24 protein-coding genes and 1 riboswitch are annotated in these 26,715 nt (G+C 69.6%); of the genes, 16 read left to right on the top strand and 8 right to left on the bottom strand.

Annotated elements, in window-relative coordinates; all coding sequences use genetic code 11:
- Nucleotides 1-3: 3 nt before the first annotated feature.
- Together ACWGO0_RS29910 and ACWGO0_RS29905 are read right to left on the bottom strand one after the other, a co-directional pair.
- Nucleotides 4-177, bottom strand: a complete 174-nt coding sequence (locus ACWGO0_RS29910) for a hypothetical protein (RefSeq protein WP_328907250.1) — start codon at nt 175-177, stop codon at nt 4-6.
- 363 nt (nt 178-540) lie between these two features.
- Nucleotides 541-2,037, bottom strand: a complete 1,497-nt coding sequence (locus tag ACWGO0_RS29905; RefSeq protein WP_453541845.1) for an SDR family NAD(P)-dependent oxidoreductase — start codon at nt 2,035-2,037, stop codon at nt 541-543.
- A gap of 203 nt (nt 2,038-2,240) precedes the next feature.
- On the opposite strand from ACWGO0_RS29905, the gene ACWGO0_RS29900 reads away from it, so the two are divergent.
- Both ACWGO0_RS29900 and ACWGO0_RS29895 read left to right on the top strand, forming a co-directional pair.
- A complete protein-coding gene (locus tag ACWGO0_RS29900) occupies nt 2,241-3,155 on the top strand; it encodes an RNA polymerase sigma factor SigF (protein ID WP_453541842.1) in 915 nt (304 codons plus the stop codon).
- A gap of 127 nt (nt 3,156-3,282) precedes the next feature.
- A complete protein-coding gene (locus ACWGO0_RS29895) occupies nt 3,283-3,738 on the top strand; it encodes an ATP-binding protein (RefSeq protein WP_328907247.1) in 456 nt (151 codons plus the stop codon).
- Between the two features lie 4 nt (nt 3,739-3,742).
- Here ACWGO0_RS29895 and ACWGO0_RS29890 read toward each other — a convergent pair whose 3' ends face one another.
- Nucleotides 3,743-4,453 carry a (2Fe-2S)-binding protein gene (locus ACWGO0_RS29890; RefSeq protein WP_453541838.1) on the bottom strand — a complete coding sequence of 237 codons (711 nt, stop codon included), beginning with the start codon at nt 4,451-4,453 and terminating at the stop codon, nt 3,743-3,745.
- Between the two features lie 223 nt (nt 4,454-4,676).
- On the opposite strand from ACWGO0_RS29890, the gene ACWGO0_RS29885 reads away from it, so the two are divergent.
- Nucleotides 4,677-5,876, top strand: coding sequence for a DMT family transporter (locus tag ACWGO0_RS29885; protein ID WP_453541835.1), 1,200 nt, complete (start codon nt 4,677-4,679; stop codon nt 5,874-5,876).
- Here the strand turns inward: ACWGO0_RS29885 and ACWGO0_RS29880 are convergent.
- The 4 genes from ACWGO0_RS29880 to ACWGO0_RS29865 form a co-directional block, all read right to left on the bottom strand.
- A complete protein-coding gene (locus ACWGO0_RS29880; RefSeq protein WP_453541832.1) occupies nt 5,846-7,126 on the bottom strand; it encodes a transglycosylase family protein in 1,281 nt (426 codons plus the stop codon). The two genes, ACWGO0_RS29885 and ACWGO0_RS29880, sit on opposite strands and share 31 nt — an antisense overlap.
- 157 nt (nt 7,127-7,283) lie before the next feature.
- Complete coding sequence (locus ACWGO0_RS29875; RefSeq protein ID WP_453541829.1) at nt 7,284-8,795, bottom strand: carboxylesterase/lipase family protein; 1,512 nt, start codon at nt 8,793-8,795, stop codon at nt 7,284-7,286.
- A 149-nt stretch (nt 8,796-8,944) separates the two neighbouring features.
- A complete protein-coding gene (locus ACWGO0_RS29870) occupies nt 8,945-10,420 on the bottom strand; it encodes a UDP-N-acetylmuramoyl-L-alanyl-D-glutamate--2,6-diaminopimelate ligase (protein ID WP_453541921.1) in 1,476 nt (491 codons plus the stop codon).
- 242 nt (nt 10,421-10,662) lie between these two features.
- A complete protein-coding gene (locus tag ACWGO0_RS29865) occupies nt 10,663-10,815 on the bottom strand; it encodes a hypothetical protein (protein WP_453541826.1) in 153 nt (50 codons plus the stop codon).
- A 218-nt stretch (nt 10,816-11,033) separates the two neighbouring features.
- Between ACWGO0_RS29865 and ACWGO0_RS29860 the strand changes: the two genes are divergently transcribed.
- From ACWGO0_RS29860 to ACWGO0_RS29810, 11 genes are all read left to right on the top strand, one after another.
- The gene (locus ACWGO0_RS29860) at nt 11,034-11,543 is read left to right on the top strand and encodes a DUF5709 domain-containing protein (RefSeq protein WP_453541823.1); all 510 of its coding nucleotides are present in this window, start codon (nt 11,034-11,036) and stop codon (nt 11,541-11,543) included.
- Nucleotides 11,544-11,666: 123 nt separating this feature from the next.
- Nucleotides 11,667-13,106: an NADP-dependent phosphogluconate dehydrogenase gene (gene gndA, locus ACWGO0_RS29855; protein WP_453541820.1), complete on the top strand. Its 1,440-nt coding sequence runs from the start codon at nt 11,667-11,669 to the stop codon at nt 13,104-13,106.
- Between the two features lie 203 nt (nt 13,107-13,309).
- Nucleotides 13,310-13,377: riboswitch (guanidine-III (ykkC-III) riboswitch) on the top strand.
- An 11-nt stretch (nt 13,378-13,388) separates the two neighbouring features.
- On the top strand, nt 13,389-14,270 hold the full coding sequence (locus tag ACWGO0_RS29850; protein WP_453541817.1) for an MBL fold metallo-hydrolase: 882 nt from the start codon (nt 13,389-13,391) through the stop codon (nt 14,268-14,270).
- 208 nt (nt 14,271-14,478) lie between these two features.
- Entirely contained in the window at nt 14,479-15,276 is a 798-nt protein-coding gene (locus ACWGO0_RS29845) for an ATP-binding cassette domain-containing protein (RefSeq protein ID WP_453541815.1), read from the top strand.
- A complete protein-coding gene (locus ACWGO0_RS29840) occupies nt 15,173-15,967 on the top strand; it encodes a serine hydrolase (protein WP_453541918.1) in 795 nt (264 codons plus the stop codon). The genes ACWGO0_RS29845 and ACWGO0_RS29840 overlap by 104 nt, the downstream gene beginning before the upstream one ends.
- 47 nt (nt 15,968-16,014) lie before the next feature.
- Nucleotides 16,015-16,743 carry a response regulator transcription factor gene (locus ACWGO0_RS29835; RefSeq protein ID WP_453541812.1) on the top strand — a complete coding sequence of 243 codons (729 nt, stop codon included), beginning with the start codon at nt 16,015-16,017 and terminating at the stop codon, nt 16,741-16,743.
- A complete protein-coding gene (locus ACWGO0_RS29830; protein ID WP_453541809.1) occupies nt 16,743-18,254 on the top strand; it encodes an ATP-binding protein in 1,512 nt (503 codons plus the stop codon). Before ACWGO0_RS29835 ends, ACWGO0_RS29830 begins: the two co-directional genes overlap by 1 nt.
- Nucleotides 18,255-18,389: 135 nt before the next feature.
- Nucleotides 18,390-18,944 (top strand): hypothetical protein, encoded by a 555-nt coding sequence (locus ACWGO0_RS29825; protein WP_453541806.1) that lies wholly within the window; start codon nt 18,390-18,392, stop codon nt 18,942-18,944.
- Nucleotides 18,941-20,197: a peptidoglycan-binding protein gene (locus ACWGO0_RS29820; RefSeq protein ID WP_453541803.1), complete on the top strand. Its 1,257-nt coding sequence runs from the start codon at nt 18,941-18,943 to the stop codon at nt 20,195-20,197. The genes ACWGO0_RS29825 and ACWGO0_RS29820 overlap by 4 nt, the downstream gene beginning before the upstream one ends.
- Nucleotides 20,194-20,907: an ABC transporter ATP-binding protein gene (locus ACWGO0_RS29815; protein ID WP_453541800.1), complete on the top strand. Its 714-nt coding sequence runs from the start codon at nt 20,194-20,196 to the stop codon at nt 20,905-20,907. The genes ACWGO0_RS29820 and ACWGO0_RS29815 overlap by 4 nt, the downstream gene beginning before the upstream one ends.
- Complete coding sequence (locus ACWGO0_RS29810; protein ID WP_453541797.1) at nt 20,904-22,121, top strand: ABC transporter permease; 1,218 nt, start codon at nt 20,904-20,906, stop codon at nt 22,119-22,121. The genes ACWGO0_RS29815 and ACWGO0_RS29810 overlap by 4 nt, the downstream gene beginning before the upstream one ends.
- Before the next feature lie 90 nt (nt 22,122-22,211).
- Here ACWGO0_RS29810 and ACWGO0_RS29805 read toward each other — a convergent pair whose 3' ends face one another.
- Complete coding sequence (locus ACWGO0_RS29805; protein WP_453541794.1) at nt 22,212-23,309, bottom strand: fatty acid desaturase family protein; 1,098 nt, start codon at nt 23,307-23,309, stop codon at nt 22,212-22,214.
- A 277-nt stretch (nt 23,310-23,586) separates the two neighbouring features.
- Between ACWGO0_RS29805 and ACWGO0_RS29800 the strand changes: the two genes are divergently transcribed.
- Both ACWGO0_RS29800 and ACWGO0_RS29795 read left to right on the top strand, forming a co-directional pair.
- Nucleotides 23,587-24,258, top strand: a complete 672-nt coding sequence (locus tag ACWGO0_RS29800; RefSeq protein ID WP_453541791.1) for a hypothetical protein — start codon at nt 23,587-23,589, stop codon at nt 24,256-24,258.
- A gap of 212 nt (nt 24,259-24,470) precedes the next feature.
- Nucleotides 24,471-26,672 carry an MMPL family transporter gene (locus tag ACWGO0_RS29795; RefSeq protein ID WP_453541788.1) on the top strand — a complete coding sequence of 734 codons (2,202 nt, stop codon included), beginning with the start codon at nt 24,471-24,473 and terminating at the stop codon, nt 26,670-26,672.
- The last annotated feature ends 43 nt before the right edge of the window (nt 26,673-26,715 follow it).

Genomic DNA, 26,715 nt, shown 5'->3' with positions numbered 1-26,715 from the left:
CGGTCAGTCGATGCCGGGCAGGATGTGCGGCTCGGCGAGGTCGTCCTCGTAGCCGGCCAGCCGGATCGGTGCGGACCTCGCCCAGACCTCCAGGTTCCGGAGCTTCTCGGGCCTGCGGGCCCGCTCTCCGTACCGTTCGTCCGGTCGCTTCTCGTACTTCGTCAGTTCTGGTGTCACCGCGCACTCCTTTGTGTCGCGTACCCCCGGGTCAAGGACGCGACGGCGCGAAACCGTGCATCGGCCGCCCCGGGGCAGGGGCAGGAACAGCTCGGTCGCGGTGGCGCCCGTAGGGGGCGGGACGGCGGCCCGGTTACGGACCTGTCCCAGGACGGCCGAGGAATCTTTGTGGATTCCTTTGGTGGCGTCCGTTGCCCCCAGAGTAACCAAATGAGCGCGCCCGCGCTCGACAGAACGTATGGCCTGGGTCACTTTCAGCCAACGATCCCGCTCGACCGGAGCCATATCCATACATACCGGGACAGAGCGACGGCGGCCCGTGGACACGGACCGCCGTCGTCGTCGTACTCGCTGTGCCCGGTGCTACCAGTTCGCGGGCGCGTAGTCCTTGAGGAAGCACCCGAAGAGGTCCTCGCCGTCCTCGCCGCGCACGATCGGGTCGTAGACCCGGGCGGCGCCGTCGACCAGGTCGAGGGGCGCGTGGAAGCCCTCCTCGGCGAGGCGCAGCTTGTCGAAGTGCGGGCGCTCGTCGGTGATCCAGCCGGTGTCGACGGAGGTCATCAGGATGCCGTCGGTCTGGAACATCTCCTGGGCGCTGGTCCGCGTCACCATGTTCATCGCGGCTTTTGCGGCGTTCGTGTTCGGGTGCCCCGCGCCCTTGTAGCCGCGGCCGAAGACGCCTTCCATCGCGGAGACGTTGACGACGTACGCGCGACCGCTCGCCGACTTCTTGGCGGCGTCGGCCATCGCCGGGCGGAGCTTGCTGATCAGGATGAACGGCGCCGTGTAGTTGCACAGCTGGGTTTCGAGCAGCTCCACCGGGGAGATCTGCTCGATGGTCTGCACCCAGGTGTTGGTGTCGACGACATCGGGGACCAGGCCACCCGCGTCGATGGCGGTGCCGTCCAAGTGCCGGGCGACGCTGGCGTTGCCCGCGACCAGAGCGAGATCGGCGACGTGCTGGGCGTCGATGCCGGAGATTCCGGCGGGCAGCGTGGCCAGACCGTCCACCGCGCCGGAGCCGAAGGCGCCGATCACGTGGTGGGCGGGGAGCTCTCCGGCGGGAAGGGGGGCGCTCTCGCCCTCGATCAGCGCGGCATAGGCGGAGGGCAGACGGCGCACGGTCTGCGTCGCGTTGTTGATGAGGATGTCCAGCGGGCCCTGCTCGGCGACCTGGTCGGCCACGGCGACCGCCTGCGCGGGGTCGCGCAGATCCATGCCGACGACCTCCAGGCGGTGCAGCCAGTCCGCCGAGTCCTCCATGGCCTTGAAGCGGCGGACGGCGTCCTTGGGGAAGCGGGTGGTGATGGTCGTGTGCGCACCGTCGCGCAGCAGCCGCAGCGCGATGTACATGCCGATCTTGGCGCGACCGCCGGTGAGCAGGGCGCGCTTGCCGGTGAGGTCGGCGCGGGCGTCGCGCTTGGCGCGGTTCTCGGCGGCGCACTTCTGGCAGAGCTGGTGGTAGAAGTAGTCGACCTCGACGTACCGCGTCTTGCAGATGTAGCAGGAGCGCGGGCGTTCGAGTATCCCGGCGATCCGGCCCGCTTCGGTGACCGACGAGGGCAGAATGCCCTCGGTCTCGTCGTCGATGCGCACGGCGGAGCCGGTCGCGGTGGCCTCCGTGACCGCCTTGTCGTTGGCGGTCTTGGCGGCGCGGCGCTCCTGCCTGCGGCGCTGCTTCACCGTGCGGTAGACGCCCGCGGTGGCACGGCGGACGGCGATCGCGTCCGGGTGGTCGACGTCGATGGTGTCGAGCTCGTCGAGCACGCTCAGACAGACAGCGAGCCGCTCAGGGTCGATGCCGGGACCGAACTCACCGGCTCCGGGATCGAGCTCCGGGCTGTCAACTGTCACCGTCATGGCCGTTCCTCTGTTACTCGAAGATGCCGGCCACAGGCTGCGCCAGGCCGCGTTACTACGGGCCGAACGCCCCGATCAAGTTTGCCATGGTCCGACGGCGGCCCATTTCGCGCTCGAAGAACTCCGTCGAATCCGGAAGGCATGACTTCGTTTGAACCGGGCATACGAGGTTCCACACCATCGGCAACCAGGAGGGCGACACCATGACGGCAATGTCAGTGCGAACCACCGGAGCGACCGGCGCATCCGCGCAGAGGGACCACCAGGTAGGTACACGGACATTTGCCGCAACAGCCGCCGGTACCGGTGCACTTCCCTGGATCGAGGACACCGGGAAGGTGGCCCCGCAGGACGCCCGCGCACTGTCCCGGATGTTCTTCGACGAGCTGCAGACGCTCGAAGAGGGAACGCCCGAGTACCAGTACGCGCGCAACACCCTCATCGAGATGAATCTCTCCCTGGTGCGCTATGCCGCGTCCCGCTTCCGCAACCGCGGCGGTGACGACACCGAGGACATCATCCAGGTGGGCACGATCGGTCTGATCAAGGCCATCGACCGGTTCGACCTCTCCCGGGAGGTCGAGTTCGCCACCTTCGCCGTGCCGTACATCGTCGGCGAGATCAAGCGGTTCTTCCGTGACACCACGTGGGCCGTCCATGTGCCCCGGCGCCTCCAGGAGCTGCGGGTCGATCTGGCGAAGTCCAAGGAGCAGCTCTCGGCCGAGCTGGACCGCGACCCCACCGTCGCCGAGCTCGCCGCTCATCTGGATCTCCCCGAGGAAGAGATCATCGAGGGCCTCGTCGCGGCCAACGGCTACTCGGCCGGCTCGCTGGACACGCCTTCGGCGGACAGCGATTCCGGTCAGGACCAGCGGGCCTACGCCGATCTGCTGGGCGAGGCCGACCCCGGCATGGAGAGCGTGGAGAACCTCCACACCCTGGCGCCGCTCCTGGAGAAGCTCGACGACCGAGAGCGCAGCATCGTGCAGATGCGCTTCGGCCAGGAGATGACGCAGTCCCAGATCGGTGACCGGCTCGGGGTCTCCCAGATGCACGTCTCGCGTCTGCTGAGCAGGATCGTGCAGCGGCTGCGTTCGGGAATGTCCGTGGAGGCCTGAACCGCCGCGCGGCGGAGTGCGAAGCGTCTAGGATCTGGGGACATCCCCCGGAGTGGGATCTCTCGACGCGGGTAGACGAACGGCGAGAACAGGTCTCCGACCTCCCTGCGGCGCCTTGGCTGGAGCTATGAATGAACAGGCCACCTCTCGGCCGGACGACCCCGGTCAGGGGTTCCGGTGCACGGAGGTACTGCACACCGCCGAGGTGTTCGCGGGCGAGCCGGGCTGCATAGCGCAGGCCCGCGCACTGGCGGACCGTTTCCTGACCCGGCTCGTGGCGGAGTGGCTCGCGGTCCTGCGTGAGCACACCCGCAGCGATCTGATGCTCGCGGTGAGCGAACTGATCACCAACGCCGAGCGCTACAGCCACGGTCCGTACCTGCTGGAGCTGGAAGGCACCGCCGAGAGCATCAGCGTCACGGTGTACGACAGCAGCACCGCGCTTCCCGTCCTCTACGCACCCGACCCCGCCCGCCTCGGCGGCCACGGGATGGAGATCGTCGTGGCCCTGTGCGACCGGCTCACCGCCGAGCGCGTGCCGGTCGGCAAGCGCATCCGCGCCGAGTTCCAGCTCAGCACCTGAAACGTCACTCGGAGGCGGCGACCGCGGACGGCCCGGGCCTGTGGTCGAAGACGCAGTCGCCGCAGAGGCCGCCGGCCGGGCACCGGTAGTACAGACAGCAGCTGCGCCGCCGGAACGCCGGGCCGTGCGGGGTTCCGGTGGTACGAAGGTCCGGATGGCCGAAGAGGTCGGCGGCCAGGGCCCGCGCCCGCTCGGCCGCGTCCGGGCGCCCGTGGGCGCGCGCCCACGTGACCAGTTCCCGCACGGCGCCCCCCAGCGCCGAGCCCGCGTTGCCCCACAGCAGCCGCGCGGAGATGTTCCCCTCGGCGCGCATCGCGTCGGCGAGCGGCACGAGGTGCCCGAACTGGACGGCTTCCCGGATCCGGTCGGCGGTGCCCGGGAAGGTCTCGGTGCCCGAGAGCCACAGCTCGTCGGGCGCGGTGTGCGCGGGGTCCCAGCGGAGCCGGGTGGGCGAGAGGTCCGGCAGGCGGCCCGTCAGGGCGGCGGGGCCCAGAGCGATCGACCAGAGCCGGGCGGCCAGTCCGAGCTGCGCGATGGACGCGGCGACCCTTCGCTCGGGGGTGCGCAGACGGGCGGCGACCGTATCGACACGGGCCGTCAGGGGTGCGAGGTCCCCCGCGTAGAGCTCGGCCAGCGGCCGGTGGGCTCCGCCGGGGACGGGCGCGGTACGCAGGGCGAAGAAGCCGCCGGGCGTGGTCGCCGAGGTCCCGTCCATCGAATGCTCCCCCTCGGGCCGTTTCCTGCCCGTACATCCCCGTTTCGACCACCCAAAGTGCCGCGTTCGGAGCTCACCGTACTCGCAGGGCCGCAACTTCTGAGGACCTGGGCAAGGAGGACTACCGTCGAGAGGAGGACACAGGACCCGTATTCGTACTACTAGAGCAGTACGTCGAATCGCCGCCTCAGGGACGACGACTCGGCGGCCCCGACAGGACATCGTGGTCTACATGAGTTCCCTCGCGCTGTCTGTGCTGCTGTCACTGGTCTCCGCGGTCGCCTACGCGGCCGGGGCGATCGTCCAGGAGCGCGTCGCCGCGGGTGGAGACGGCCGCTCGTACGCCGCCCTCCTGCGCAACACCGCCTGGTGGGCCGCGGTCGCGCTGAACGGCGTGGGCGCGGTGCTGCACGTGGTGGCCCTGGCCTACGGGCCCCTCAGCCTCGTCCAGCCCCTCGGTGCCCTGACGATCGTCTTCGCCCTGCCCATGGCCGCCCTGTTCGTACGCCGCAGGGCTGGGTCGACGGCCTGGCGCGGCGCCGCGATGGCCACCGTCGGCCTCGCCGGTCTGCTGGCCCTGGTGGGGAACGCGGAGTCGCACGCACTGGGCGGCCCGCAGCAGTTGATGCTGGCCACGGTGACGTTCGGCGGGGTCGCCGCGCTCTTCCTCCTCGCGAAGGGGATCCGCGTCCCGATGGTGCGCAGCGTCCTGCTGGCCACCGGAGCCGGGATCGCCTTCGGTATGGCGTCGGTGTTCACGAAGACCGTGGCCGTGGAGTGGACGTCGGGTTCGGTGGGTTCCGGGCTGCCGACCCTGCTGGTGATCGCGGGGCTCGCGTCGGCCGGACTCCTGCTCTCCCAGGCCGCGTACCGCGGGGCCGGTCTGACCGCGCCGCTGGCGATCGTGACGGTGGTGAATCCGGTGGTCGCGGCGGCGGTGGGCCTCACCCTCTTCGGCGAGCAGTTCCGTTACGGCCTGGCGGGCACCCTGCTCGCACTGTTCTGCGGTGCGGTGACGGCGGCCGGGCTGATCCTCCTGACCACGGAGCGGCTCGGGGCGGAACGGATGGGAGCGGCGCCAAAGGCCGTGCCCGATGCGGTACCCGACGCTTCGGCGGGCGCGGTGCCGGACGTCGTGCCTGCGCAGGCGGCCAACACCGAGGGCAGCACGGCTGCGGTGCGACGCACGCCGCGGAGCCGGGCCTCGGACCGTACGTCTGCCGAGGTGGCGTCCACGGCTTCCTTTCCGGCGCCGAATTCACTGCCGTTGACGCTGACGCTGCCGCAGGGCCGCGGCGTGGGGAGCGTGAAGTTCAGCGGCGGGCGCACCTTCGCGGGGCCCGCCCGGCAGGACGAGCCGGCCACCGGGAGCACCCGGCGGACCGGCCCGGTTCAGATTTTGACGCCGCCCGCCCGGAGGTAGGCAAGCGGGTCGATGTCGGAGCCGTAGCCCGCGCCCGTACGGATCTCGAAGTGCAGGTGCGGTCCTGTGCTGTTGCCGGTGGAGCCGGAGCGGGCGATCCGCTGGCCGCTGCCGACCTGCTGGCCAGCGCGTACGTGCAGCGCCGACAGGTGCGCGTACTGGCTGTACCTGCCGTCGCCGTGCCGGATGACGACCTCGTAGCCGTACGCCCCCGCCCAGCCGGCCGAGACGACCTTCCCGGCGGACACCGCCTTCACGGATGTGCCGGTGGGGACGGGGAAGTCGACTCCTGTGTGGTAGCCGCTCGCCCATGAGCCGGACTGGTGGTACGGCGTGCCGGTCCGGGCGGCCACCGGTGCGGTGAGGCCGGACTGCTTCTCCGCACGGTCCGACGACCGGTCCGTACGCGGGCTCTTCTTCGGCTCCTGCTTCGCTTCCCGCTTGGGTTCCTTCTTGGGCGCCTGCTTCGCTGCCTGCTCGGGCTTCGCCTCGGGCGCTGCCGACTGCTTCGGGGCGGGCTTCGCCGGCGCCTTCGCCACAGGTTTCGAGGCGGGCTTCGAGGCGGGCTTCGGGGCCGTGCCGGGTGCCTTGGCCACGTCCAGGCTGAGCCGCTGCCCGGGGAGGATGAGGTCGGGGTCGTCTCCGACGACCTGGCGGTTCGCCGCGTAGAGGCGCTGCCAGCCGCCCCGGACGTCCTCGGTGGTGGCGATGCCGGACAGCGAGTCGCCGCGGGCGACCGTGTACGACTCCCGCTGGCCGGGCACCGTCGTCGGCGAGGCCGCGGTCTTCGGCTGCGCGCGCGGGGTGGCCTTCTTCGGCGCGGCGGCCGGTCTGGTCCCCTGCGACTGCGGGGCGATGTCGGGGGCGTCGCCCCCGCGTGTCAGTCCCGCGCGTACGGAACAGGTCGGCCAGGCGCCGGGCCCCTGCCCGTCGAGCACCTTCTCGGCGACCGCGATCTGCTGGTCCCTGGTGGCGAGGTCGGCGCGCGGCGCGTAGGCGGTGCCGCCGTACGCGGCCCAGGTGGACCGGGTGAACTGCAGGCCACCGTAGTAGCCGTTGCCCGTGTTGATGTGCCAGTTGCTGGTCGACTCGCAGGCGGCGACCTTCTCCCACACATCGGTCGACGCGGCACCCGCCGACGCGGCGGTGATGAGCGGGAGCGCGATGCCCGCGCCGCCCGCCGTCACCGTGAGCGAGGCACGGTTGATGCGGCTGGGCTGGTATCTGCGGTGCCGTCCGTTCGCGGCCATGACTTGCTCCCCCACTGGCAGATTGGACACGTCGCAATCGGCCAACTTAGGCGCAGCGGGCGGGTGATGACAAGGGAGCCAGGGGCGCGCGGCGGCCGGGGCGCCGCACGCCCGGCTCGGTGAGGGGTGTGTCGCGAGTGGTGGCGTACGAACGCGCTCAGGGTGCCAGCAGCGGATATCCCGCCGTGCGCCACAGCTCGCGGAACGCCTCGCCCGGTGTTTCGCTCCCGCCTTCTTCGGCACCCCAGACCATCACGGCGCCCGTGGTGGCGCCGATGGGCGGCCAGCCGGGGTCGCCGGTGGTGGCGAACTCCGCCCAGGACCGCATCATCCGGCCGGACAGGGCGCGGTCGGCCGGTCCTGGAGGGCCGCCGATCAGGAAGTGGACGCTCGCTTCATCGAGGGTGCCGAAGGCGAAGGGGACGTCCGCGCAGTGCCAGGCGCGGACCGGCTCACCGCTGCCGCCGCGACGGCGGTCGAAGCGCGAGAGGTACGCCTTGCCGCCTGCCCGGGCGTGGGAATCGGCGAGTCTGCTGCTGTACTCGGCGAAGAGCAGGTCTCCGTACACCGCGAGGAAGACGTCGAGCGCCGGTGCGCCCGGCATGAGTGCGCGGTAGCCGTCCACGAGTTCGGCGGGCAGAGCGTAGTCCGAGGCGAAGACGCTGAGCTGATCGTCGGTGGTGATCTTCGCGCTGCTGCCCACTGCGTCGAGCAGCCAGAACTCCTCCGTGGTGTGGCAGACCATCAGGTCCACCTCGCGGCCGGCCCCGGCGGCGATCGCGGTGAGGGGATCCGCGCGCAGGGTGTCGCCGTCCACGACCGGGCCGTAGATCGCCGGGTCGTAGTGGCGCTGCCCGGACGCAGGGTCCCGGCGGTAGCCGTCGACGACCTGATCGGAGGCGGCGACGAGTTCCTGCGGGGACGCGGAGAGCAGGCCCGCGCGGGACGGGGGGACGCCTGCCGCGGCGGCCACTTCGGCGGTGGTCCGCGCGGCGGTCCGCAGCGGCGCGCAGGCGTTGACCGCGCTGTGTGCGATGGCACGGCGGAAGAGCCCCCGCGCACGGTCCATCACCATCAGGCAGGCTACGGCCGTAGCGCCCGACGACTGCCCGGCCACGGTGACATCGGCGGGCGCTCCGCCGAACGCGGCGATGTTGTCGCGCACCCACTCCAGTGCGGCGATCTGGTCGAGGAGCCCCCGGTTGTCGGGGCAGGCGTCCTCGCCTTCGGCGGCCGGAACATGGCCGAACCCCTCGAAGCCCAGACGGTAGTTGAGGGTGACGACGACCAGACCCTGTCCGGCGAGCGCGGCGCCGTCGAAGTCGGGCTGCGCGGAGGAGCCGAAGACATAAGCACCTCCGTGGATCCAGACCAGCACCGGGAGGGCGTCGCCCTCGCCTCCCGGGGTCCAGATGTTGACGGTGAGGATGTCCTCGTCACCGGGCGACCAGCAAGGCGCGCCGGGGAGTTCCGCCGACTGCGGTGCGACGGGGCCGAACGCCACGCAGTCCCGTACGCCGTCCCAGGCGGGCGCGGGTCCCGGCTCCCGGAAGCGGCCGGCTCCGAACGGCGGTGCGGCGTAAGGGATGCCGAGCACGGCGGCGACCCCGGTGTCGCGGGTGGCCGGCCGGCCCCGTACCCGTCCGGCCTCCGTCGTGAACACCGTCATCGCCACTCCCTCACTCCCTCACTCGCCGCCGTGCGCCTCCCCCGGGCGCGGGTTCAGCGTGCCAGTGAGCGGGCCCCGGCGGCCAACACCAAGATCGTCACGATTGGCGCATCCGCGATGTGAGTCTCCGGGGGGCGGTCCGAGTGGTTCTATGCCTCCGTGAGTTCACGCACGGTGGCCATGTCACTGAAGGGAAGCAGCGCGTCGCCGACGATCTGGTGCGGCTCGCTTCCCTTCCCCGCGATCAGGACGATGTCGTCCGGCCCCGCGGCGGAGAGGGCGAACTCGATCGCCTCGCGCCGGTCCACGAACCGTTCGAAGGGGGTTCCGGTCGCGGTGAGCGCCGGGGCGATCTGGTCGAGGATCGCTTCGGGGTCCTCGTGGCGGGGGTTGTCGGAGGTCAGGACGCAGAGGTCGGAGCCGGATCCGGCGATCGTTCCCATGTCGGCCCGCTTGGTGGTGTCGCGGTCGCCGCCGCAGCCGAAGACGGTGATGACCCTGGCACGCGCGAATCCGCGAATGGTCGTCAGGACCTTGCTCAGGGAGTCCGGGGAGTGGGCGTAGTCCACGATCACCGAGGTCCCGGACGGGGTCGTGACCCGCTCGAAGCGGCCCGGGATCTGCGGCATCTGTTCGAGCGCGGCGACCAGTCCTGCCAGGTCGTGGCCGAGGATGTGACAGGCGGCCACCGTGGCGAGGGCGTTGGCCACCGAGAACCGGCCGGGTGAGGGGATCGCCGCCGGATACTTGCGGCCGTCGTGATGGAGGGTGAACCGCGTGCCGGAGGCGTCGACCGTGAGGTCGGTGGCCCGGTAGTCGGCCTCGGCGTCGAGGGCGTACGTGGTCACGGCGCCGGGCGCCGCGTCCCGGATCGCGGCGCCCACCGGGTCGTCGACGTTGATCACGGCAAGCCGGCACAGGCCCTGGAACAGGCGCAGTTTGGCGTCCCGGTAGTTCTCCATCGTTCCGTGGTCGTCCAGGTGGTCCTGGGTCAGGTTGGTGAAGACCCCGACGTCGATGAAGGTGCGGTCCACCCGGTGCGTCAGCAGGCCCATCGAGGTGGCCTCCAGGACCACGGTGCCGACACCGCGGTCACGCATGCAGCCCAGCAGATACTGGAGGTCCGGTGTCTCCGGTGTGGTCAGGACCGACTGCGGCATCGGGATCAGCTCGTCACCGATCCGGCTGCCGGCCGTGCCGATGACCCCGGCCTTCGCGCCCTCGGCGATCCGCAGCACGGATTCGACCATGTACGAGACCGACGTCTTCCCGTTCGTTCCGGTGATCGCGATCATGTCCATCGCCCGGCCGGGTTCACCGAAGTAGCGCGAGGCGACGACAGCGGCGGCGGCCCGGATGTCGGGCACCCTGACCACGCACACGTCCGCCGCGGGTGCCGGGTGTTCCGGCGCCTCGGCGCCGACGAGCACCGCCGCCGCTCCGCGCGCGACGGCCGGTGCGACGGCTTCGGGGCCCCCGCCCTGGTAGCCGGGCACGGCGACGAACAACGAGCCGGGTGCGGCCAGTTCGGCGTCGAAGGTCGTGCCCGCGGTGATCGAGGTACGCGCGGGGTCGCCCTGGAGAATCTGGTGTTCCTGTCCGGCCAGCAGCTCGCTCAGCTTCACAGTGATCCCTTCGAAGTGGCTCGGCGCGTCGGTGCGGCCGTCGCCGGACAGCAGCACCCGGCGATGTTCCGGGGGCTGCGTGGTGATGTGGAGCCGGTGGTGGTGCGCGCGGTCCGGTGAGACGGGACGCGGAAGTTCAGCGGGGCAGGAGGCCCGCCGTGTTCGTCGAGGAGCGGTGGTCAGGGGGCTGAGCCCCTGCGGAACCGTCGGCGGTCACTGAACGTGACCGAAAGGGAAGATCGCTAGCCGTTACCGTGCAGAGCGGTGCGGCCGGCTTCGGGCGCACCGGTGGCGGCGGCGCTCACCGGTCCGGCAGCCGCCGGACGGGCCGTGGCCGGGCGCAGCACGAAGGCGGCCTGCGGCAGGCTCTCCCTCGTGGCACGTGTACGACCCATGGGCCGAGTGTACGTCCGGTCGGACCTCCCGAGTTCCGCCGCACACGGAGTCGCTCCGTCGGCCGCCCCGCCGCCGGTGGCCCCCTTCCGTTGGCGACTCCTCCCGGACCGGAGTGGAATTGCATACACAGGGACGTTGAGTCGGATGCGGAAGAAGCTCCCCTGGCCCCCGCGAACGCGGTGGTACCGCACTCGCCCCCGGATCGAAAGGACATGCCATGACTGACAGCGACCGGGGGGACGACGTCTACCAGCCCCAGGGACCGGAAGCCTCCGACCCTGACGATTTCCTCGATGTCGAGGACACCCTGGACACCTCGGGCATCACCGATGTCCTGGACGAGGGGTACTCCCCGCCCGAACGGCCATGGGCCGTCGACGACGAGGGCACCACCGCCGCGGAACAGCACAGCGGGCAGTCCCTCGACCGCCGGCTGACGCGGGAGCTGCCCGACATCTCCGACGCGGACGACGGACCGGGCGACCTGGCCGGGGGCGACGGGGAGCTCTGGGACGCCGAGGTCGGCATCGTCCGCGCGGGCCGGCTCACCCAGCAGGCCGAGGGCAGTGTGCCGCACACGCTGACCGCCCGGGACGTCGGAATCGACGGAGCCGCCGCGTCGGCCGAGGAGGCCGCCATGCATGTCGTGCCCGACGACGAGGAACCGCTCGACGGCACCCCGCTCGACGACGAGTCACCGCCCGCGGGAGAAGTGACGACGCGCTGAACCCGTCGGCGCGGCCATACGTATCCAGCAGCCGTACATGTTCATCCGGCGGTACGTATCCATCCGGCCGTCCCGGGAACACTGCCCCGACGGGATCCCACAACGTTCAGGAGCACACCACAGATGACCGGCACTGCGCAGATCGGCGTCACAGGGCTCGCGGTGATGGGCAGCAATCTCGCCCGTAACTTCGCCAGGAACGGCTTCACCGTCGCGCTTCACAACCGTACGGCCGCGAAGACCGACGACCTGGTGAAGGAGTTCGGCGACGAGGGCGACTTCGTCCCCGCGCGCACCCCGGAGGAGTTCGTCGCCGCGCTGGAGCGCCCGCGCCGCCTCGTCGTGATGGTGAAGGCGGGCGAACCCACGGACGCGGTGATCCAGGAGTTCGCCCCGCTCCTGGAGGAGGGTGACGTCATCATCGACGGCGGCAACGCCCACTTCGAGGACACCCGCCGCCGCGAGAAGGAGCTGCGCGAGCGGGGTATCCACTTCGTCGGTACCGGAATCTCGGGCGGCGAGGAGGGCGCGCTGCACGGGCCGAGCATCATGCCGGGCGGCTCCACGGAGTCGTACGCGTCGCTGGGGCCGATGCTGGAGAAGATCGCCGCCCGCGCCGAGGACGGCACTCCCTGCACCGCCCATATCGGTCCCGACGGCGCCGGGCACTTCGTGAAGATGGTCCACAACGGCATCGAGTACGCGGACATGCAGCTGATCGCGGAGGCGTACGACCTGTTGCGCGCCGTCGCGGGCTACTCCCCCGCGCAGATCGCGGACATCTTCCGCGCCTGGAACACCGGACGCCTGGACTCCTACCTCATCGAGATCACGGCAGAAGTCCTCTCGCATGTCGATGCGGCGACCGGTAAGCCTTTCGTGGATGTCGTGCTCGACCAGGCGGAGCAGAAGGGAACCGGCCGCTGGACCGTGCAGATCGCCCTTGACCTGGGCGTTCCCGTCTCCGGTATCGCCGAGGCCGTCTTCGCCCGCTCCGTCTCCGGCCACGCCGCCCTCCGTGATGCCTCACGCCACCTCGCCGGACCGACCGCCCGCAAGCTCGGCGAGGACGAGGCGGCGGCATTCGCCGACCAGGTCGAGCAGGCGCTGTATGCCTCGAAGGTCGTCGCCTACACCCAGGGCTTCCACGAGATCGCGGCCGGCAGCGAGCAATACGCCTGGAACATCGACCTCGGCAAGGTCGCCGCGATCTGGCGCGGCGGATGCATCATCCGGGCCGCGTTCCTCGACAGAATCACCAGCGCCTACGAAGCCCAGCCTCAGATGCCAAGCCTCCTCTCCGACAAGAGCTTCGCCCAAGAGATCACCGCCGCACAGAACGACTGGCGCACCGTGATCGCCACCGCCGTCACCCAGGGCGTCCCCACCCCTGCCTTCGCCACCACCCTCGCCTACTACGACTCTCTGCGCGCCGAACGACTCCCCGCCGCCCTTACCCAAGGTCAGCGCGACTACTTCGGCGCACACACGTACCACCGCATCGACCGCGACGGCGCATTTCACACCCTCTGGGGCGGCGACAAGACCGAAGTCGAAAGCTGACCGACACCCGCAACAGCTGATGCCGGGGCGGGTTCGCCCCGGATGCGACTCGCTGCACCGGGAGATCCTTTTAAGCCCACTGCCTCACCGCACCGAGGAACTTGACCAAGGCCGGAACCGCCCGATGAGCGGTGGTAAGTCTTGATCGAGGGAGTTCGCAGATGAACGGTTGATCGGTCGGGACTGCTCGTAGTAGTTTCCGCCCGGAGGCGCGTAAGCGCCTGCCCCGGACGAGATGTGCGCCGTACCCGGCCTGCTGAGACGACGCTCTCAGGAGACGTCATGGACCGAAATACGCAGCTGGTCGATTTTGTGTCCGACGCGCCCGAGCCTCGCGTGCTGGACGTCAACTGGATCCATGGATCACCGTCGGCGAAGCACAACGACGATCCCGACATCCAGGTCCACGCATACGATGAGCACACGTTCATCCTGCGCCAGAACATGGCGATCAACTACGAGGCGCCGTTCCTGTTCCTGATCTTCGGCAACGCCCGAGCCGTACTCATCGACACCGGAGCCACCGAGTCCGCCGAGTTCTTTCCGCTGCGCCGGGTTGTCGATGACCTGATCGGGCGTTGGCTGGCCGAGCATCCCCGGGACGGCTACACGCTGCTCGTCCTGCACACCCACGCCCACGGCGACCACATCGCGGGCGACGCCCAGTTCACCGACCGCCCCCACACCATGGTCGTTCAGCCGAATTTGAACAGCGCCTGGAAGTACTTCGGGTACGCCGACGCTCCCGACCGGGTGGCGCAGGTCGACCTCGGCGGCCGAGTGCTGGAGTGCCTCGCCACCCCCGGCCACCATGAAGCGGCCGTCACGTACTACGACCCGCACACTGGAATTCTGCTCACTGGCGACACGGTGTATCCCGGGCGGCTGTATGTAGCGGACTGGGCTGCCTTCGGCAGAACTGTCGACCGCTTGATCGCGTTCGCCGACACTCGACCGGTCACCCACATCCTCGGCTGCCACATCGAGATGACCAACGAGCCAGGTGTGGACTACCCGGTCCTGACCACCTACCAGCCGGACGAGCCACCGCTACAGATGACCACCAGTCAACTGCGCGACATCCGCGCAGCGATCGATGAGATCGGCGACCGGCCCGGACGGCATCCGTTCCCGGACTTCGTCATCTGCCACCAACCCGAGTAGGCAGTCCCAGATCTCGAGCGCTCCGTTGCAGTCAACTCCCGTGGCCCATGACAGCCAACCTTCACTCGAAGCGTTTCGACTCCGGGCGACCATGGCCAAGTCCGCCGTGTGCAGGTCTACGGTCCCCTGTGCTGCGCTTCCGCCGGGACCTGGTCCCAGCCGCCCCCAGGACGCCCGCTCGTAAGGCCGTTCCCGCCGGGGGCGCCCGGTGACCACCGATGCCACCCGCGCTTCCCTGTCCAACGGGCAGGACTGGGGTGCGTTCGGCGTAAAGGTCGCCTTCGGCACCACCACCGCTCTGGACCACGTGAGCCTGGCCACGGTTCCCTGGCAGGCCGCCGCCGTCGGCGGGGACGGTGCCGGCAAGACGACTCTGCTGCGGACCCTGGTGGGCAGGGTCCGCCCGGCCGCCGGTCACGTCCAGGCACCAGGCACAAGGCACAGTCGAGTGCGGGTTCATGCCCACGGAGCCTCCAGGGTCTGGCAGGACCTCACAGTGCAGGCTTCGTCGCGGGCCTCTACGGCAGGGAGTGAAATACGCCGCCCGCCGCGGCCTCAGGTGCATCTCCGTACCGGAGGCCGCGTCCCGGCCGCCGCATGGACGCTCTGGGCGCGGCCGAACAGACGGGTCCATCCGCACGCGCAGCACCCCGCCGGGTCGCATCGAAGCGAACCGGTCCAGCGGCGTCGAGCTGCGTGGTCGCCGCTTCGAGGCGACTCTCAGATGTCCTTGAACTTGGTCCCAGGGTGCCCACAGCTGGGCTTCGTAGCGTCGCAGCATGGTTGGATCCGCAGTCCGTCGCCGCCCGCGTCGCCGTCTCCTCGTCGTCCTGACGGGCTTTGCCGCTCTGCTCGGCTGCTGTGTGGCCGGTGCGGCGAGCCTGCATCATCAGCCTGTGCGTATGGCTGCCGTGACGTCGGTGACCTCACCCGCGACCGGCCGAGGCGCCGAAACGGAGCAGGCCACGGCACCCGAACTCGATCTCGACGACCTGCTTGCGGCTGATCTCGCCGAGGTGGCATCAGGTGGCGACGGGCAGATATCGGTAGCGGTGATGGACTTGGAGTCGGGTGACCGCGCCGTGTCCGGGAGCGATCAGTACGACACCGCCAGCATCGTGAAGGTCGACATCCTGGCGACGCTGCTGCTCCAGGCACAGGATGCGGGGCGCGTTCTGACTCCGAAGGAACGTACCCAGGCGGCAAGCATGATCCAGAACAGCGACAACACGGCGACCACCGCCCTGTGGGACACCATCGGCGGCGCCGCGGGGCTGAATGCCGCCAACGAACGTCTCGGGCTGACCGCAACCTCCGCAGGCCAGGGCGGGAACTGGGGCCTCACCCAGACGACGGCTGAAGACCAACTGATCCTCCTCGAGGCGATATTCGGAACGGAGTCGGTCCTGACCCGAGCCGACCGGGACTACATCGGGAAACTGATGGAGAACGTCGCGAATGATCAGGGCTGGGGTGTGTCCGCCGCGGATTCCGGCGCGGCGCTCAAGAACGGCTGGCTTCCACGTACCGCGACCGGTCTGTGGGACATCAACAGCATCGGGCGGGTGAACCTCGACGGCCGCGACTGTGCCATTGCGGTCCTGTCCGACGGCAACCTCACCCGAGCCGAGGGGATAGAGCTCGTCGAGGACGCCGCCCTGGCCGCTGCCTCGGTCATGATCTCCGATGCGACGTGAAGGTGGTTCTCAGCTGCCTTTGAGGTTGGTGCGATACGGATGAAACCATGACTGACATCGCACCCTCGCCGACCAACGTACTCGTCGTCGATGATGAGCCGAACATCCGTGATCTTCTGTCCCAGACCCTGCGTCTGGTCGGTTTCGATGTCGTCGCGGCGGCGACCGGTTTCGAGGCGTTGACGGCAGCGGAGGCCACGCGGCCGTCTCTCATCGTGCTGGACGTGATGCTTCCTGATCTTGATGGCTACGAGGTGGCGGCTCGGCTGCGTGCGGCCGGGCAGGATGTTCCGGTGTTGTTCCTCACGGCCCGGGACTCGCTGGACGACCGGATCAGAGGGCTGACGGCGGGCGGCGACGACTATGTGGCGAAGCCGTTCAGCCTGGAGGAGGTGGTGCTGCGTATTCGTGCCATTCTGCGCCGCACCCGGTCGGTGACAGGGGCGCACATGGAAGCAGCACCGGATCCGGTGCTGCGCTATGCCGACCTGGAGCTCGACGAGGACCGGCACGAGGTGCGCAGGGGCGGGCGGCGTATCGAACTGTCGCCGACCGAGTTCAACCTTCTGCGCTTCCTGCTGGAGCATCCGGGCCGCGTCATCAGCAAGGCACAGATCCTGGACCGGGTGTGGTCCTACGACTTCGGCGGTGACAGCCGGATCGTGGAGTCGTACGTGTATTACCTGCGCAAGAAGCTCGATTCCACCGGTCCGCGGCTCATCCACACCGTCCGGGGCGTGGGATACAGCCTGCGGCTGCCGCACGGGGAGCAGTGATGCCCCGTCTTCGCCGTTGGCGTCACTGGACGCTGCGGTCCCGTCTCGTGGTGGTGAGCGCGGTCCTGACGGCGCTCGCCCTCATAGGCGCCAGCACGGCGGGGATGCTTCTGCTGCGCTCGTATCTCGTCGACCGCGTCGACCGGCAGCTGGCGGTTCCTGGACTGGGGGGACAGCAGCAGAGGCTGGTAGGGAGCCTTGGCAGCGGCTCGACGGGCGGGCAGTCCAACCAAAGCCCGGGCGAGAAATTCCTGTCCGAGGTCTTCGGCGCGGATTCCCGGATCTACCTGTACGAAGAGACCAGTGAGCGTGGCGTGTACCCCGAGGACGCCACCGAGCCCGGCCCCGTCCTGCCGGCGGCGGCCGAACTGGCCGACCGTACCGATGCGCCGTTCACGGTCCCGGGTGAGGACGGCGGCGCCGCCTGGCGGGCCGTGGTCAGGGTGGTGGAGCCGACGGCCGGTCTGGAGAAGGGCGGATTCATCGTCACCGCGATCTCCCTGGCTCAGGTCGACGAGACCACTGAGCGGTTGCTGGTCATCGACGCGGCTGTCGTGGCGGGCGCGCTCGTCCTGCTGGGTGTCGGGGCCACGTTCCTGGTTCGAGTAGGACTGCGCCCGCTGACACGGATGGAAGCCACCGCCGGGTTCATCGCGGCGGGGGACCTTTCACAGCGGGTGCCTGACACCGATCCGCATACCGAGCCGGGACGCCTGGGCGGAGCGATGAACGCCATGCTCGGCCGGGTGGAGGACGAGATCACGGCCCGCGCGGCCTCCGAGCTGAAGCTGCGACGTTTCCTCGCCGACGCCTCCCACGAACTGCGCACTCCTTTGACCTCTATTCGCGGCTTCGCCGAGCTCTACCGGCGCGGCGGTGACGGCGAGGACGCCATGCGGCGCATCGAGGCCGAGGCCGCTCGGATGGGTGTGCTCGTGGAGGACCTGCTGATGCTCGCCCGGCTCGACGAGCAGCGCGAGCCGCAGCAGACGCCCGTCGATCTCCTGGAACTCACGGTGGATGTGGCACGGGGTCTTCACGCCCGCTCCACGAGCCGCGTGGTGCGGATCCTGGACCTGGACGAGTCGGGCGGGCTGATCGAACCCGTAGTCGCGACCGGCGATCCGTTTCAGCTACGCCAAGTGCTCGGCAACCTGCTGGCCAACGCCGACCGTCATACGCCACCCAGCGCACAGATCACGATACGGCTCGGATCCAGGCGGCCTGACGCGCTCGGCCCGGCCGTCGCGGCCGCCGGCACCCTGCTGCTCCCCGACAGGCCGGCCGCGGTGCTCGAGGTGGCCGACACGGGCCCCGGAGTGCCGTCCGGCCATGCCCCGTACGTGTTCGAGCGTCTGTATCGTGCCGATCCCGCCCGCACCGGCGGTGGCGCCGGGCTGGGGCTCTCGATCGCCGCTGCCATCGTCGAGGCGCACGGCGGCCGGATGGATCTGGCCGCGCAGTCCCCGGGCACGGGCGCGACCTTCCGCGTGGTCCTGCCGCTTTCTTGAATCCGGTTCGGGATTCCCAGGTGCCTTTGAGGTTGGGCCCAGGGTGCGCTGAACCTGTGGTGCCAGCATCGCCATTCGTACGGCAAGTCGGCTGCGTGAGCGGCCGGCGGCATTCGAATTCAAGGAGTGGTGACGATGCGGAGTGCGCTCAAGGCGCGTGTACTGACGCTTCCGGCCGCCGCGATCGTGGCGATGGGCTTGCTGACAGCCTGCGGCGGCTCGGACGGCGACAGCTCGAAGGTGGCCTCCGTCAACGGTGAGGGCGGCTCGTCGGGCGGTGGCGGCTCGGAGAAGAGCGACGCGGAGCAGTCTCAGGCGTTCGTGACGTGCATGCGCGACAACGGCGTCGACATGGAGGACCCGGACCCGGAGACCGGGCAGCTGGACATGCAATCGGTGATGGGCGGAGGCGCGAACTCCGAGGCGCTGCGCACCGCGATGGAAGCCTGCCGCGACAAGGCGCCGCAGGCGATGAAGGACCGCCAGGGCGGCCAGGGCAACCCGGATGCCGCGCAGTTGGAAGACATGAAGAAGTTCGCCGCGTGCATGCGGGAGAACGGTGTCGACATGGACGACCCGGGACCCGAAGGCCTGGACAGGGAGTCGATGAACATGAGCGATCCCAATTTCCAGGACGCCATGGGTGAGTGCCGTGAGTTCCTCGGCGGCATGATGGGAGGCCGGCAGTGACCGTCCACGAGAGCACCGAGAGCCTTCTGGCCGCGGACCGCACAGGGAGCGGCGACGGCGCCGGCGACAAGGCACCGGCGACGAGTCGCCGCAGGAAGCGCCCGCTGCGCACGTCGGTGATCACCATCGCGGTGGCCGTCGCCGCAGCCGCGGGCGTCGCCGCAGGGACCGGGGCCCTGGGGGGCGACAGCGATACGTCCGCCTCCGCAGCCCCGACGGGCCCGCCCAAGACCGCCAAGGTCGAGAGCACATCGCTCACGCGCACGGAAACGGTCAACGGCAGCCTCGGTTACGGCGATGCCACCTCGGTTCAGGCTGCTTCCGGAAGCGCCTCGTCCGCCGGCGCCGACAAGGAGGCCACACAGGGCGAGCAGAGCGCAGAGAGCAGCGGTTCGGGCCTGGTCACCTGGCTGCCGGAGGGGGGCGACACCATCAAGCGCGGCGGCACCGTGTACCGACTCGATGATGTGAAGGTGCCGCTTCTGTACGGTTCAACTCCCCTGTACCGCACGGTCGGGTCCGGCAGCGAAGGCAAGGACGTGAAACTGCTGGAGGAGAATCTCGCCGCCCTCGGCCATACCGGGTTCACCGTGGACGACGAGTACACCGACGGCACCGCCGAGGCCGTGAAGGCATGGCAGGAGGACCTCGGCAGGGAAGAGACCGGAAATGTTGCGCCGGGCGACGCCGTTGTGGCCGCCGGCGAGCGGCGCGTGGCCGACATCATGGCCACCAGCGGCAGTTCACCCACCGGGGACATCCTGACCTGGACCGGCACGGAACGCATCGTCACCGTCGACCTCGAGGTGAAGTTCGAGGACCTGGTCGACGACGGCACGAAGGCCACGGTCAAGCTCCCCGACGGCACCACGGTCGACGCCACGGTCAAGGACATCGGCACCGCGGCCACCGCCGCGCCGGCCGAGGACGGCGCCGGCGGCGCAGGGGCTTCCAGCAGCGAATCCAAGGACGCCACACTGCCCGTCGAGCTCGAAGTGAAGGACCAGAAGAAGCTCGGCCGCTACCAGGCCGCACCGGTCGACATCACCCTTGAGGCCGAGACCCGCAAGGACGTACTGGCGGTTCCGATCAACGCCCTGGTGGCGCTGCGCGAAGGCGGCTACGCCCTGGAGACCGTCGGCACCAAGGGCATCGAGTACGTGCCGGTCGAGCTCGGCATGTTCGCCGGCGGGCTGGTCGAGGTCTCCGGCGAGGCAGTCACCGAGGGCCTGGTCGTAGGGGTTCCCAAGTGAGCCCCGCTGCCCCTCCGGTGATCGAGCTGACCGGCGTGACCAAGACGTACGGAGATGTGGCCGCACTCGCCGGAGCCGACCTGGTCGTACAGCGCGGTGAACTCCTGGCCGTGGTGGGTCCTTCCGGTTCCGGCAAGTCCACCATGCTCAACATCATCGGTACGCTCAGCCGGCCGTCCACCGGAACCGTGGCCATCGACGGCCACGACATCGCTGATCTCAGCGACCGCGAGCTGTCCGCACTGCGTGCCGGCACGATCGGTTTCGTGTTTCAGCAGTTCCACCTTGCCCCTGGCGTCCCCGCACTGGACAGCGTGGCCGACGGACTGCTATACAGCGGAAAGCCCCGCAGCGAACGACGCGAGCTCGCCGAACAGACCCTGCGCCGGGTGGGCCTGGGCCACAGGCTCCACAACGAACCGCACCAGCTGTCCGGCGGCGAGAAGCAGCGCGTCGCTATCGCCCGCGCCGTACTCGGCGATCCGCCGCTGCTCCTCGCCGACGAGCCGACCGGCGCGCTCGACTCCCGCTCCGGCGCGGTCGTGATGGAACTGCTCCACGAATTGCACGAGTCCGGAACCACTGTCGTGATCATTACCCACGACCGCGACATCGCCGCATCTCTCCCCCGCGAGGTCCGTATCAAGGACGGCCGCATCGAACATGACTCCGGCGTACCGGGCCACGCCTACGAGAGGGCCGGGATATGAGTACGGCAGCACCACCCAGGCCCCGCCCCAAGGCGGCCCGTCTGAGCCCGTCGGACGTACTGCGCGTCGGCGGCTCGGGCCTGCGCTCTCGCCCGATGCGCGTGTTCCTCTCCGCACTCGGCATCGCCATCGGCATCGCCGCGATGATCGGCGTCGTGGGTATCTCCACGTCGTCCAGCGAGGAGCTCAACCGCAAACTGGACGCACTGGGCACCAATCTGCTCACCGTCTCTCCGGGCCAGTCATTCGGCGGCGGCGATGCGCATCTGCCCGATGAAGCCGTCGACATGGTCGGCAGAATCGGTTCTGTCGAGTCCGTATCAGCCATCGGCAAGACAGACGCCAAGATCTACCGCAACGACCGCATCCCCAAGCAGGAAACCGGCGGCATCGGCGTGTACGCCGCCCGCACCGACCTCCCCGCCACCGTCGGCGGCCAGGTGGCGACCGGCCAGTGGCTCAATGACGCCAACGGGAAGTACCCGGCCGTCGTCCTGGGTCCCAAGGCCGCTGAACAACTGGCCGTTTCCGAGGCCGACCCCGACACCCAGGTGTGGCTGGGAGGTGAGTGGTTCACCGTCGTGGGGATCCTTGAGGCCAACGAGCTCGCATCCGAGCTGGACTCCGGCGCGTTCGTCGGCTGGGAGGCCGCCGAACGGGAACTCGACTTCGACGGTTACCCGAGCACTGTCTACACTCGCGCGGACGGTGCGGCCGTCAGCGACGTACAGGCTGTGCTCGGTGCAACCGCCAATCCCGAAGACCCCAGCTCCGTCGAGGTCTCCCGGCCCTCCGACGCCCTGGCGGCCAAGGAAGCCACCGACGACACCCTGAGCGGGCTGCTCCTCGGCCTCGGCGCTGTCGCCCTGCTCGTCGGCGGCGTCGGCGTGGCCAACACCATGGTCATCTCGGTGTTGGAGCGCCGCGCCGAAATCGGCCTGCGCAGGTCGCTCGGCGCGACACGGGGCCAGATCCGTACCCAGTTCCTGTGCGAATCCCTGCTGCTGTCCGCCCTCGGCGGCGCCGGCGGCGTGCTCCTGGGCATCGGCGTCACCGGAGGTTACGCCACCTACCAGGGCTGGCCCACCGTGGTCCCCGCCTGGGCCATGTTCGGTGGGGTGGGCGCCACGCTCGTCATCGGCGGTCTGGCCGGCTTCTACCCAGCCGTACGGGCAGCACGCCTGCCACCCACAGAGGCGCTCGCCGCCTCCTGAGGACCGGTGGTGTCCCCTGCCCACTTCCCCCGAGGCAGGGGGCACCACCCCCACAACTTCCGCCGAAGGCTGCTCGACTCGTCCGCGTGGCTAGCGCAGGGGTTCGCCGACCTCGTGCATGTGCTGGAGTGCCTGCCGGTAGGACTCGATCAGTCCGGTCTCCGTGTACGGCATGCCGATCTGCCTGCAGTGCTCCCGGACCAGAGGCTGGGCCAGGTTCAGGTGCGGGCGGGGCAGGCTGGGGAAGAGATGGTGTTCGATCTGGTAGTTGAGCCCGCCCAGGAACCAGTCGGTCAGGACGGCGCCCCGTACGTTGCGCGAAGTGAGGACCTGTCGCTGCAGGTGTCCCCAGCGCTCACCATCCGGTGCGGGCATCTCCATGCCTTTGTGGTTCGGCGCGAAGGCCATGCCCAGGTGGAGACCGAACAGCGCGTGGTGGACCAGTGCGAAGACGAGGGCCTTGCCCGGGGACATGACAGTGAGCAGGAACCCGGCATACAGACCGAGGTGGGCGATCATCAGTGCTCCGGACAGCACCCGCTCCCCCGCCGGCTGCCGGCGCAGGTACCGCAGACCGGAAACCTTCAGCGCGATGCCCTCCAGGAGCAGCATCGGGAAGAACAGCCGAGCCTGGTTGCGGGTGAGCCGGCGGGCGAAGCCCTTACGCTGCGCAGCCTGCTTCTGGGTCCACACCAGGGCGCCGGCCCCGACATCGGGGTCCTTGTCGACGTGGTTGGGATGAGCGTGGTGGCGTACGTGCTTGTCGTTCCACCAGGCCTCGTTCATCCCCAGGAACAGGTTCGCGTGCACCAGACCTATCGCCCGGCTCACCGCACGGTGGCCGGATATCTGGGCATGTCCCGCGTCGTGTCCTACGAATGCCGTACGGGTCCAGAAGACGGCCAACGGCAGGGCCAGCAGCAGCGACCACCAGGAGTCGCCGAGCACCACGAGGCCGGCGGCCACCGCCCCCAGGGCGACCAGATTGGCGGCAATGCCTGCCGCGTACCAGCCTCCGCGCCGCTCGAGAAGCCCCTGCCCCTTCACGGCACGCAGCAGCGGAGCAAAGTCACTCCCCGCACCGGCGACACTCGAAGCGCTCCCACCAACTCCGGAGCTCTCAGCACTTCGGTCCTTGTGCTCGCCGTCAGGGACATCTTCCGCGACAGCGGCTACGGCCTGGGACATTACGTCTCCGATCTCTGGGCGATCCGGCATCCCCCGCGGCTTCCAACCGTGCCCGCACGAGACCTTGCGGTCGTCACGCTCACACGTGCAATCGGAGCCGCTCACCTACCACGCACGCGGTAGGCCGCCCACCCCGCCGCCGCACACCGGGCACCTGATGGTGGGCAGGCGGTCGAGCCGTCGTGCCGATGCGGCAGTTCGCAGTCCACGCCGGCGAACAGAACGCTTACGCCCGTTTCGATAGCGTTAACGCCTTCCACACCGAAAGGCGCAAGTCATGACAGTTGTCCACGCACGCCGTGTCACCGCACGCCGCGCATCACTGCAGGATGTCAACGCAATCGTCCGGCTCCTGACCAGCGACCATCGGCTGACCGCCGAACAGGCCGCATTCATCTCGGAGTTCCAGCCCCAACTGCGTCTGACGCTGGCTCACTTCGGTCTGGAGGCGGGCGATGTCCTGGTCGCCGAGTCCGACGCCGGGACGCTCCTGGCAACCGCGGTGTGGATGCCCCCTGGCGTTGTCTTCGGCGCGGACGAACAGAAGGCGCTCCTGGGTCTCCACGGACTCGAGCCACCAACCACGACGCGTTCAAGGGAACTCCAGCCCCTGACAGCGGGCGAAGAGCACGTGCGACTGGCCGCCGTAGGAGTTGCCCCAGGCGCCCACCACACGACCCTTGAGACCCTGATGAACCCGGTCCTCCGATGGGCGGACGCCGTACGTCTGCCCATCTACGCCACCACGCTCGCCTGCCTCCAGGCCGAGCTGCTGAGCCCCTTCGGATTCGCACCGTCGCAGACCGGCTCGACGGCGACGGAGAGCTGGCTGCGCCGCGCGCCGGCAGACCGTGCCGGGAGTCGGCCGGGAACGGAGGCGGAAGCAGGAGCGGCGGGCTCCCCGATGTGCGGGCCTCGCCCGCCGCGGCCTGCGCTGGGTGGGGGATGACCTACTGCTTTCGTGGTAGCTGAGCGGCTCCGATCGCACGTGTGAGTGTGACGACTGCGGGACGCCGGACGGGCAGGGTTGGAAGCAATCGGGAGCGCCGGATCACCGGATCACTGCATCAGTGGATCTCCTGGGGTCGATGACCGTTACACGGGACGTCACGGCTCCGCAGTGGCTCCCGATGTCCTGACGCAACAGCCCTCGGAGGTTTGATGTCCACCCTTGCCCGCTGGTGCCACCGGCACCGGCTCGTGACCGTCCTGCTGTGGGTGGGGCTGCTGGTGGGCCTCGGCGCGGCGTCCACCGCGGTCGGCACCAGCTACAGCAGCAGCATGTCGCTGCCCGACACCGAGTCGAGCAAGGCGATGGGCCTGCTCAAGAAGACCATGCCCGCCTCCTCGGGAGACACCGAGACGGTGGTGTGGGAGACCTCCGGCGGTTCGGTGAACGACCCCGCGGTCAAGGACCGGATGAGCAGCACCCTCACAGAGATCTCCCGCGCCCCGGGTGTCGCCGCGGTGGTCAGCCCGTACAGCGAGCAGGGCGCCGCGCAGATCAGCAAGGACGGCACCATCGCCTACGCACAGGTGAACCTCGTCGAGGACGCCGATGCGGCGGATCCCGCACAGGTCCAGCATGTGATGGACCTGGCCGAAGACGCCCGCACCGACGGGCTGGACGTCAATATCGGCGGCGCAGCCGTCAAGAACGCGGACGAGTCCTCCGGCGGGACCAGCGAACTGATCGGTATCGCCGCCGCGCTGCTGGTGATGGGACTGGTCTTCCGCTCGGCATGGGCTGCCGTGCTGCCGATCCTCACGGGGGTGGCGGGCGTTGCCACCGGGGTCATGGCCACCGGACTGGCCAGCCACACCATGAGTATCGCCTCCATCGCGCCGACCCTGGCCATGCTGGTGGGTCTGGGCGTGGGCATCGACTACGCCCTGTTCATCGTCAACCGGCACCGCAAGGGACTGATGTCCGGTCTGAGTGTGGCGGACTCCGTCACCCGGGCCCTTGATACGTCCGGCCGCGCGGTGGTCTTCGCCGGCCTGACCGTGATGATCGCGCTGCTGGGCATGTTCGCGCTGGGGATCGGCTTCCTCAACGGCATGGCCATCGCCGCCGCCGCGACCGTGGCCCTGACGGTGCTGGCCGCGATCACGCTGCTGCCGGCCCTGCTCGGTCTGCTGAAACTCAGGGTGCTCAGCCGGGCCCAGCGCAGGCAGCTGGCCGAGCACGGACCGGTCGCCCTGGAGCCGGTCGGGATGTGGGGACGGTGGGCGGCCAGGCTGCAGGCCAGGCCCACCGGCAAGGCCGTGCTAGCGGTCCTGGTCATGGTCGCGGTCTCACTGCCGCTGTTCTCGCTGCGGCTGGGAGCCTCCGACGCGGGCAACGACCCGCAGACCACGACGACGCGGCAGGCCTACGACACGATGGCCAAGGGCTTCGGCCCCGGTTCCAATGGTCCCCTCATGCTCGTCGCCGAGGTGCCGGCGGCACAGGACGGGGCAGCTCTGACCGCACTCGCCGACGACATGCGTTCCGTGGACGGCGTGGCCTCGGTCGCGGCGATGCCGATGCGGCCCGGTGAAACGACCGGCATGGTCCGTGTGGTGCCCACGACCTCACCCCAGTCGGTGGAGACCGCCGATCTGATCACGCACCTGCGCGACGACGTGATCCCGCAAGCGGAGCAGGGCACCGGACTGCAGGTCCATGTCGGGGGTGCGACGGCGATGGCGGCCGACTTCGCCGACGTGCTGATCGGCAAGCTGCCGGTCTTCCTGGCGGTGATCGTGGCCTTGGGCGGGCTGCTGATGATGATCGCTTTCCGCAGTGTCCTGGTCCCGCTGATCGGCATCGGGATGAACCTGCTGACCATGGGTGTCGCGTTCGGTGCGATCGTCGCGGTCTTCCAGTGGGGGTGGGGAGTGGAGGCGCTGGGCCTGGGGGCTGCCGGCCCGGTGGAGGCCGCCGCCCCGATCATGATCATCGCGATTCTGTTCGGGCTGTCGATGGACTACCAGGTCTTCCTGATCAGCCGGATGCACGAGGAGTGGCACCACCGCCGCGACAACCGGCGTGCCGTACGGGTCGGGCAGGCCGAGACCGGACGGGTCCTGGCTGCCGCGGCCGTCATCATGGCCTGTGTCTTCGGCTCGTTCCTCTTCAGCGGAACACGGATGATCGCCGAGTTCGGCCTCGGACTCGCCGTAGCCGTCCTGCTCGACGTGCTCGTCCTGCGGATGGTCCTCGTACCGGCCCTCATGCACCGCTTCGGCAAGGCCAACTGGTGGCTGCCACGGTGGCTGGACAAGGTATTGCCGCACCTGTCCGTGGAAGGCCAACCCGCACCCGGGCCTGCCCTCGTGCCCGGCACTGAGAAGGAGTATGCGGACGCCAGACACTGACCGCTGTTCAAGCGGGCGTCGGAGCCGGACCGGTGCGTGCACC

This window comes from Streptomyces sp. NPDC055749, from assembly GCF_053617235.1.
Note: the sequence above shows the minus strand (reverse complement) of the source record. Positions and strands in the feature narration are given on the sequence as shown.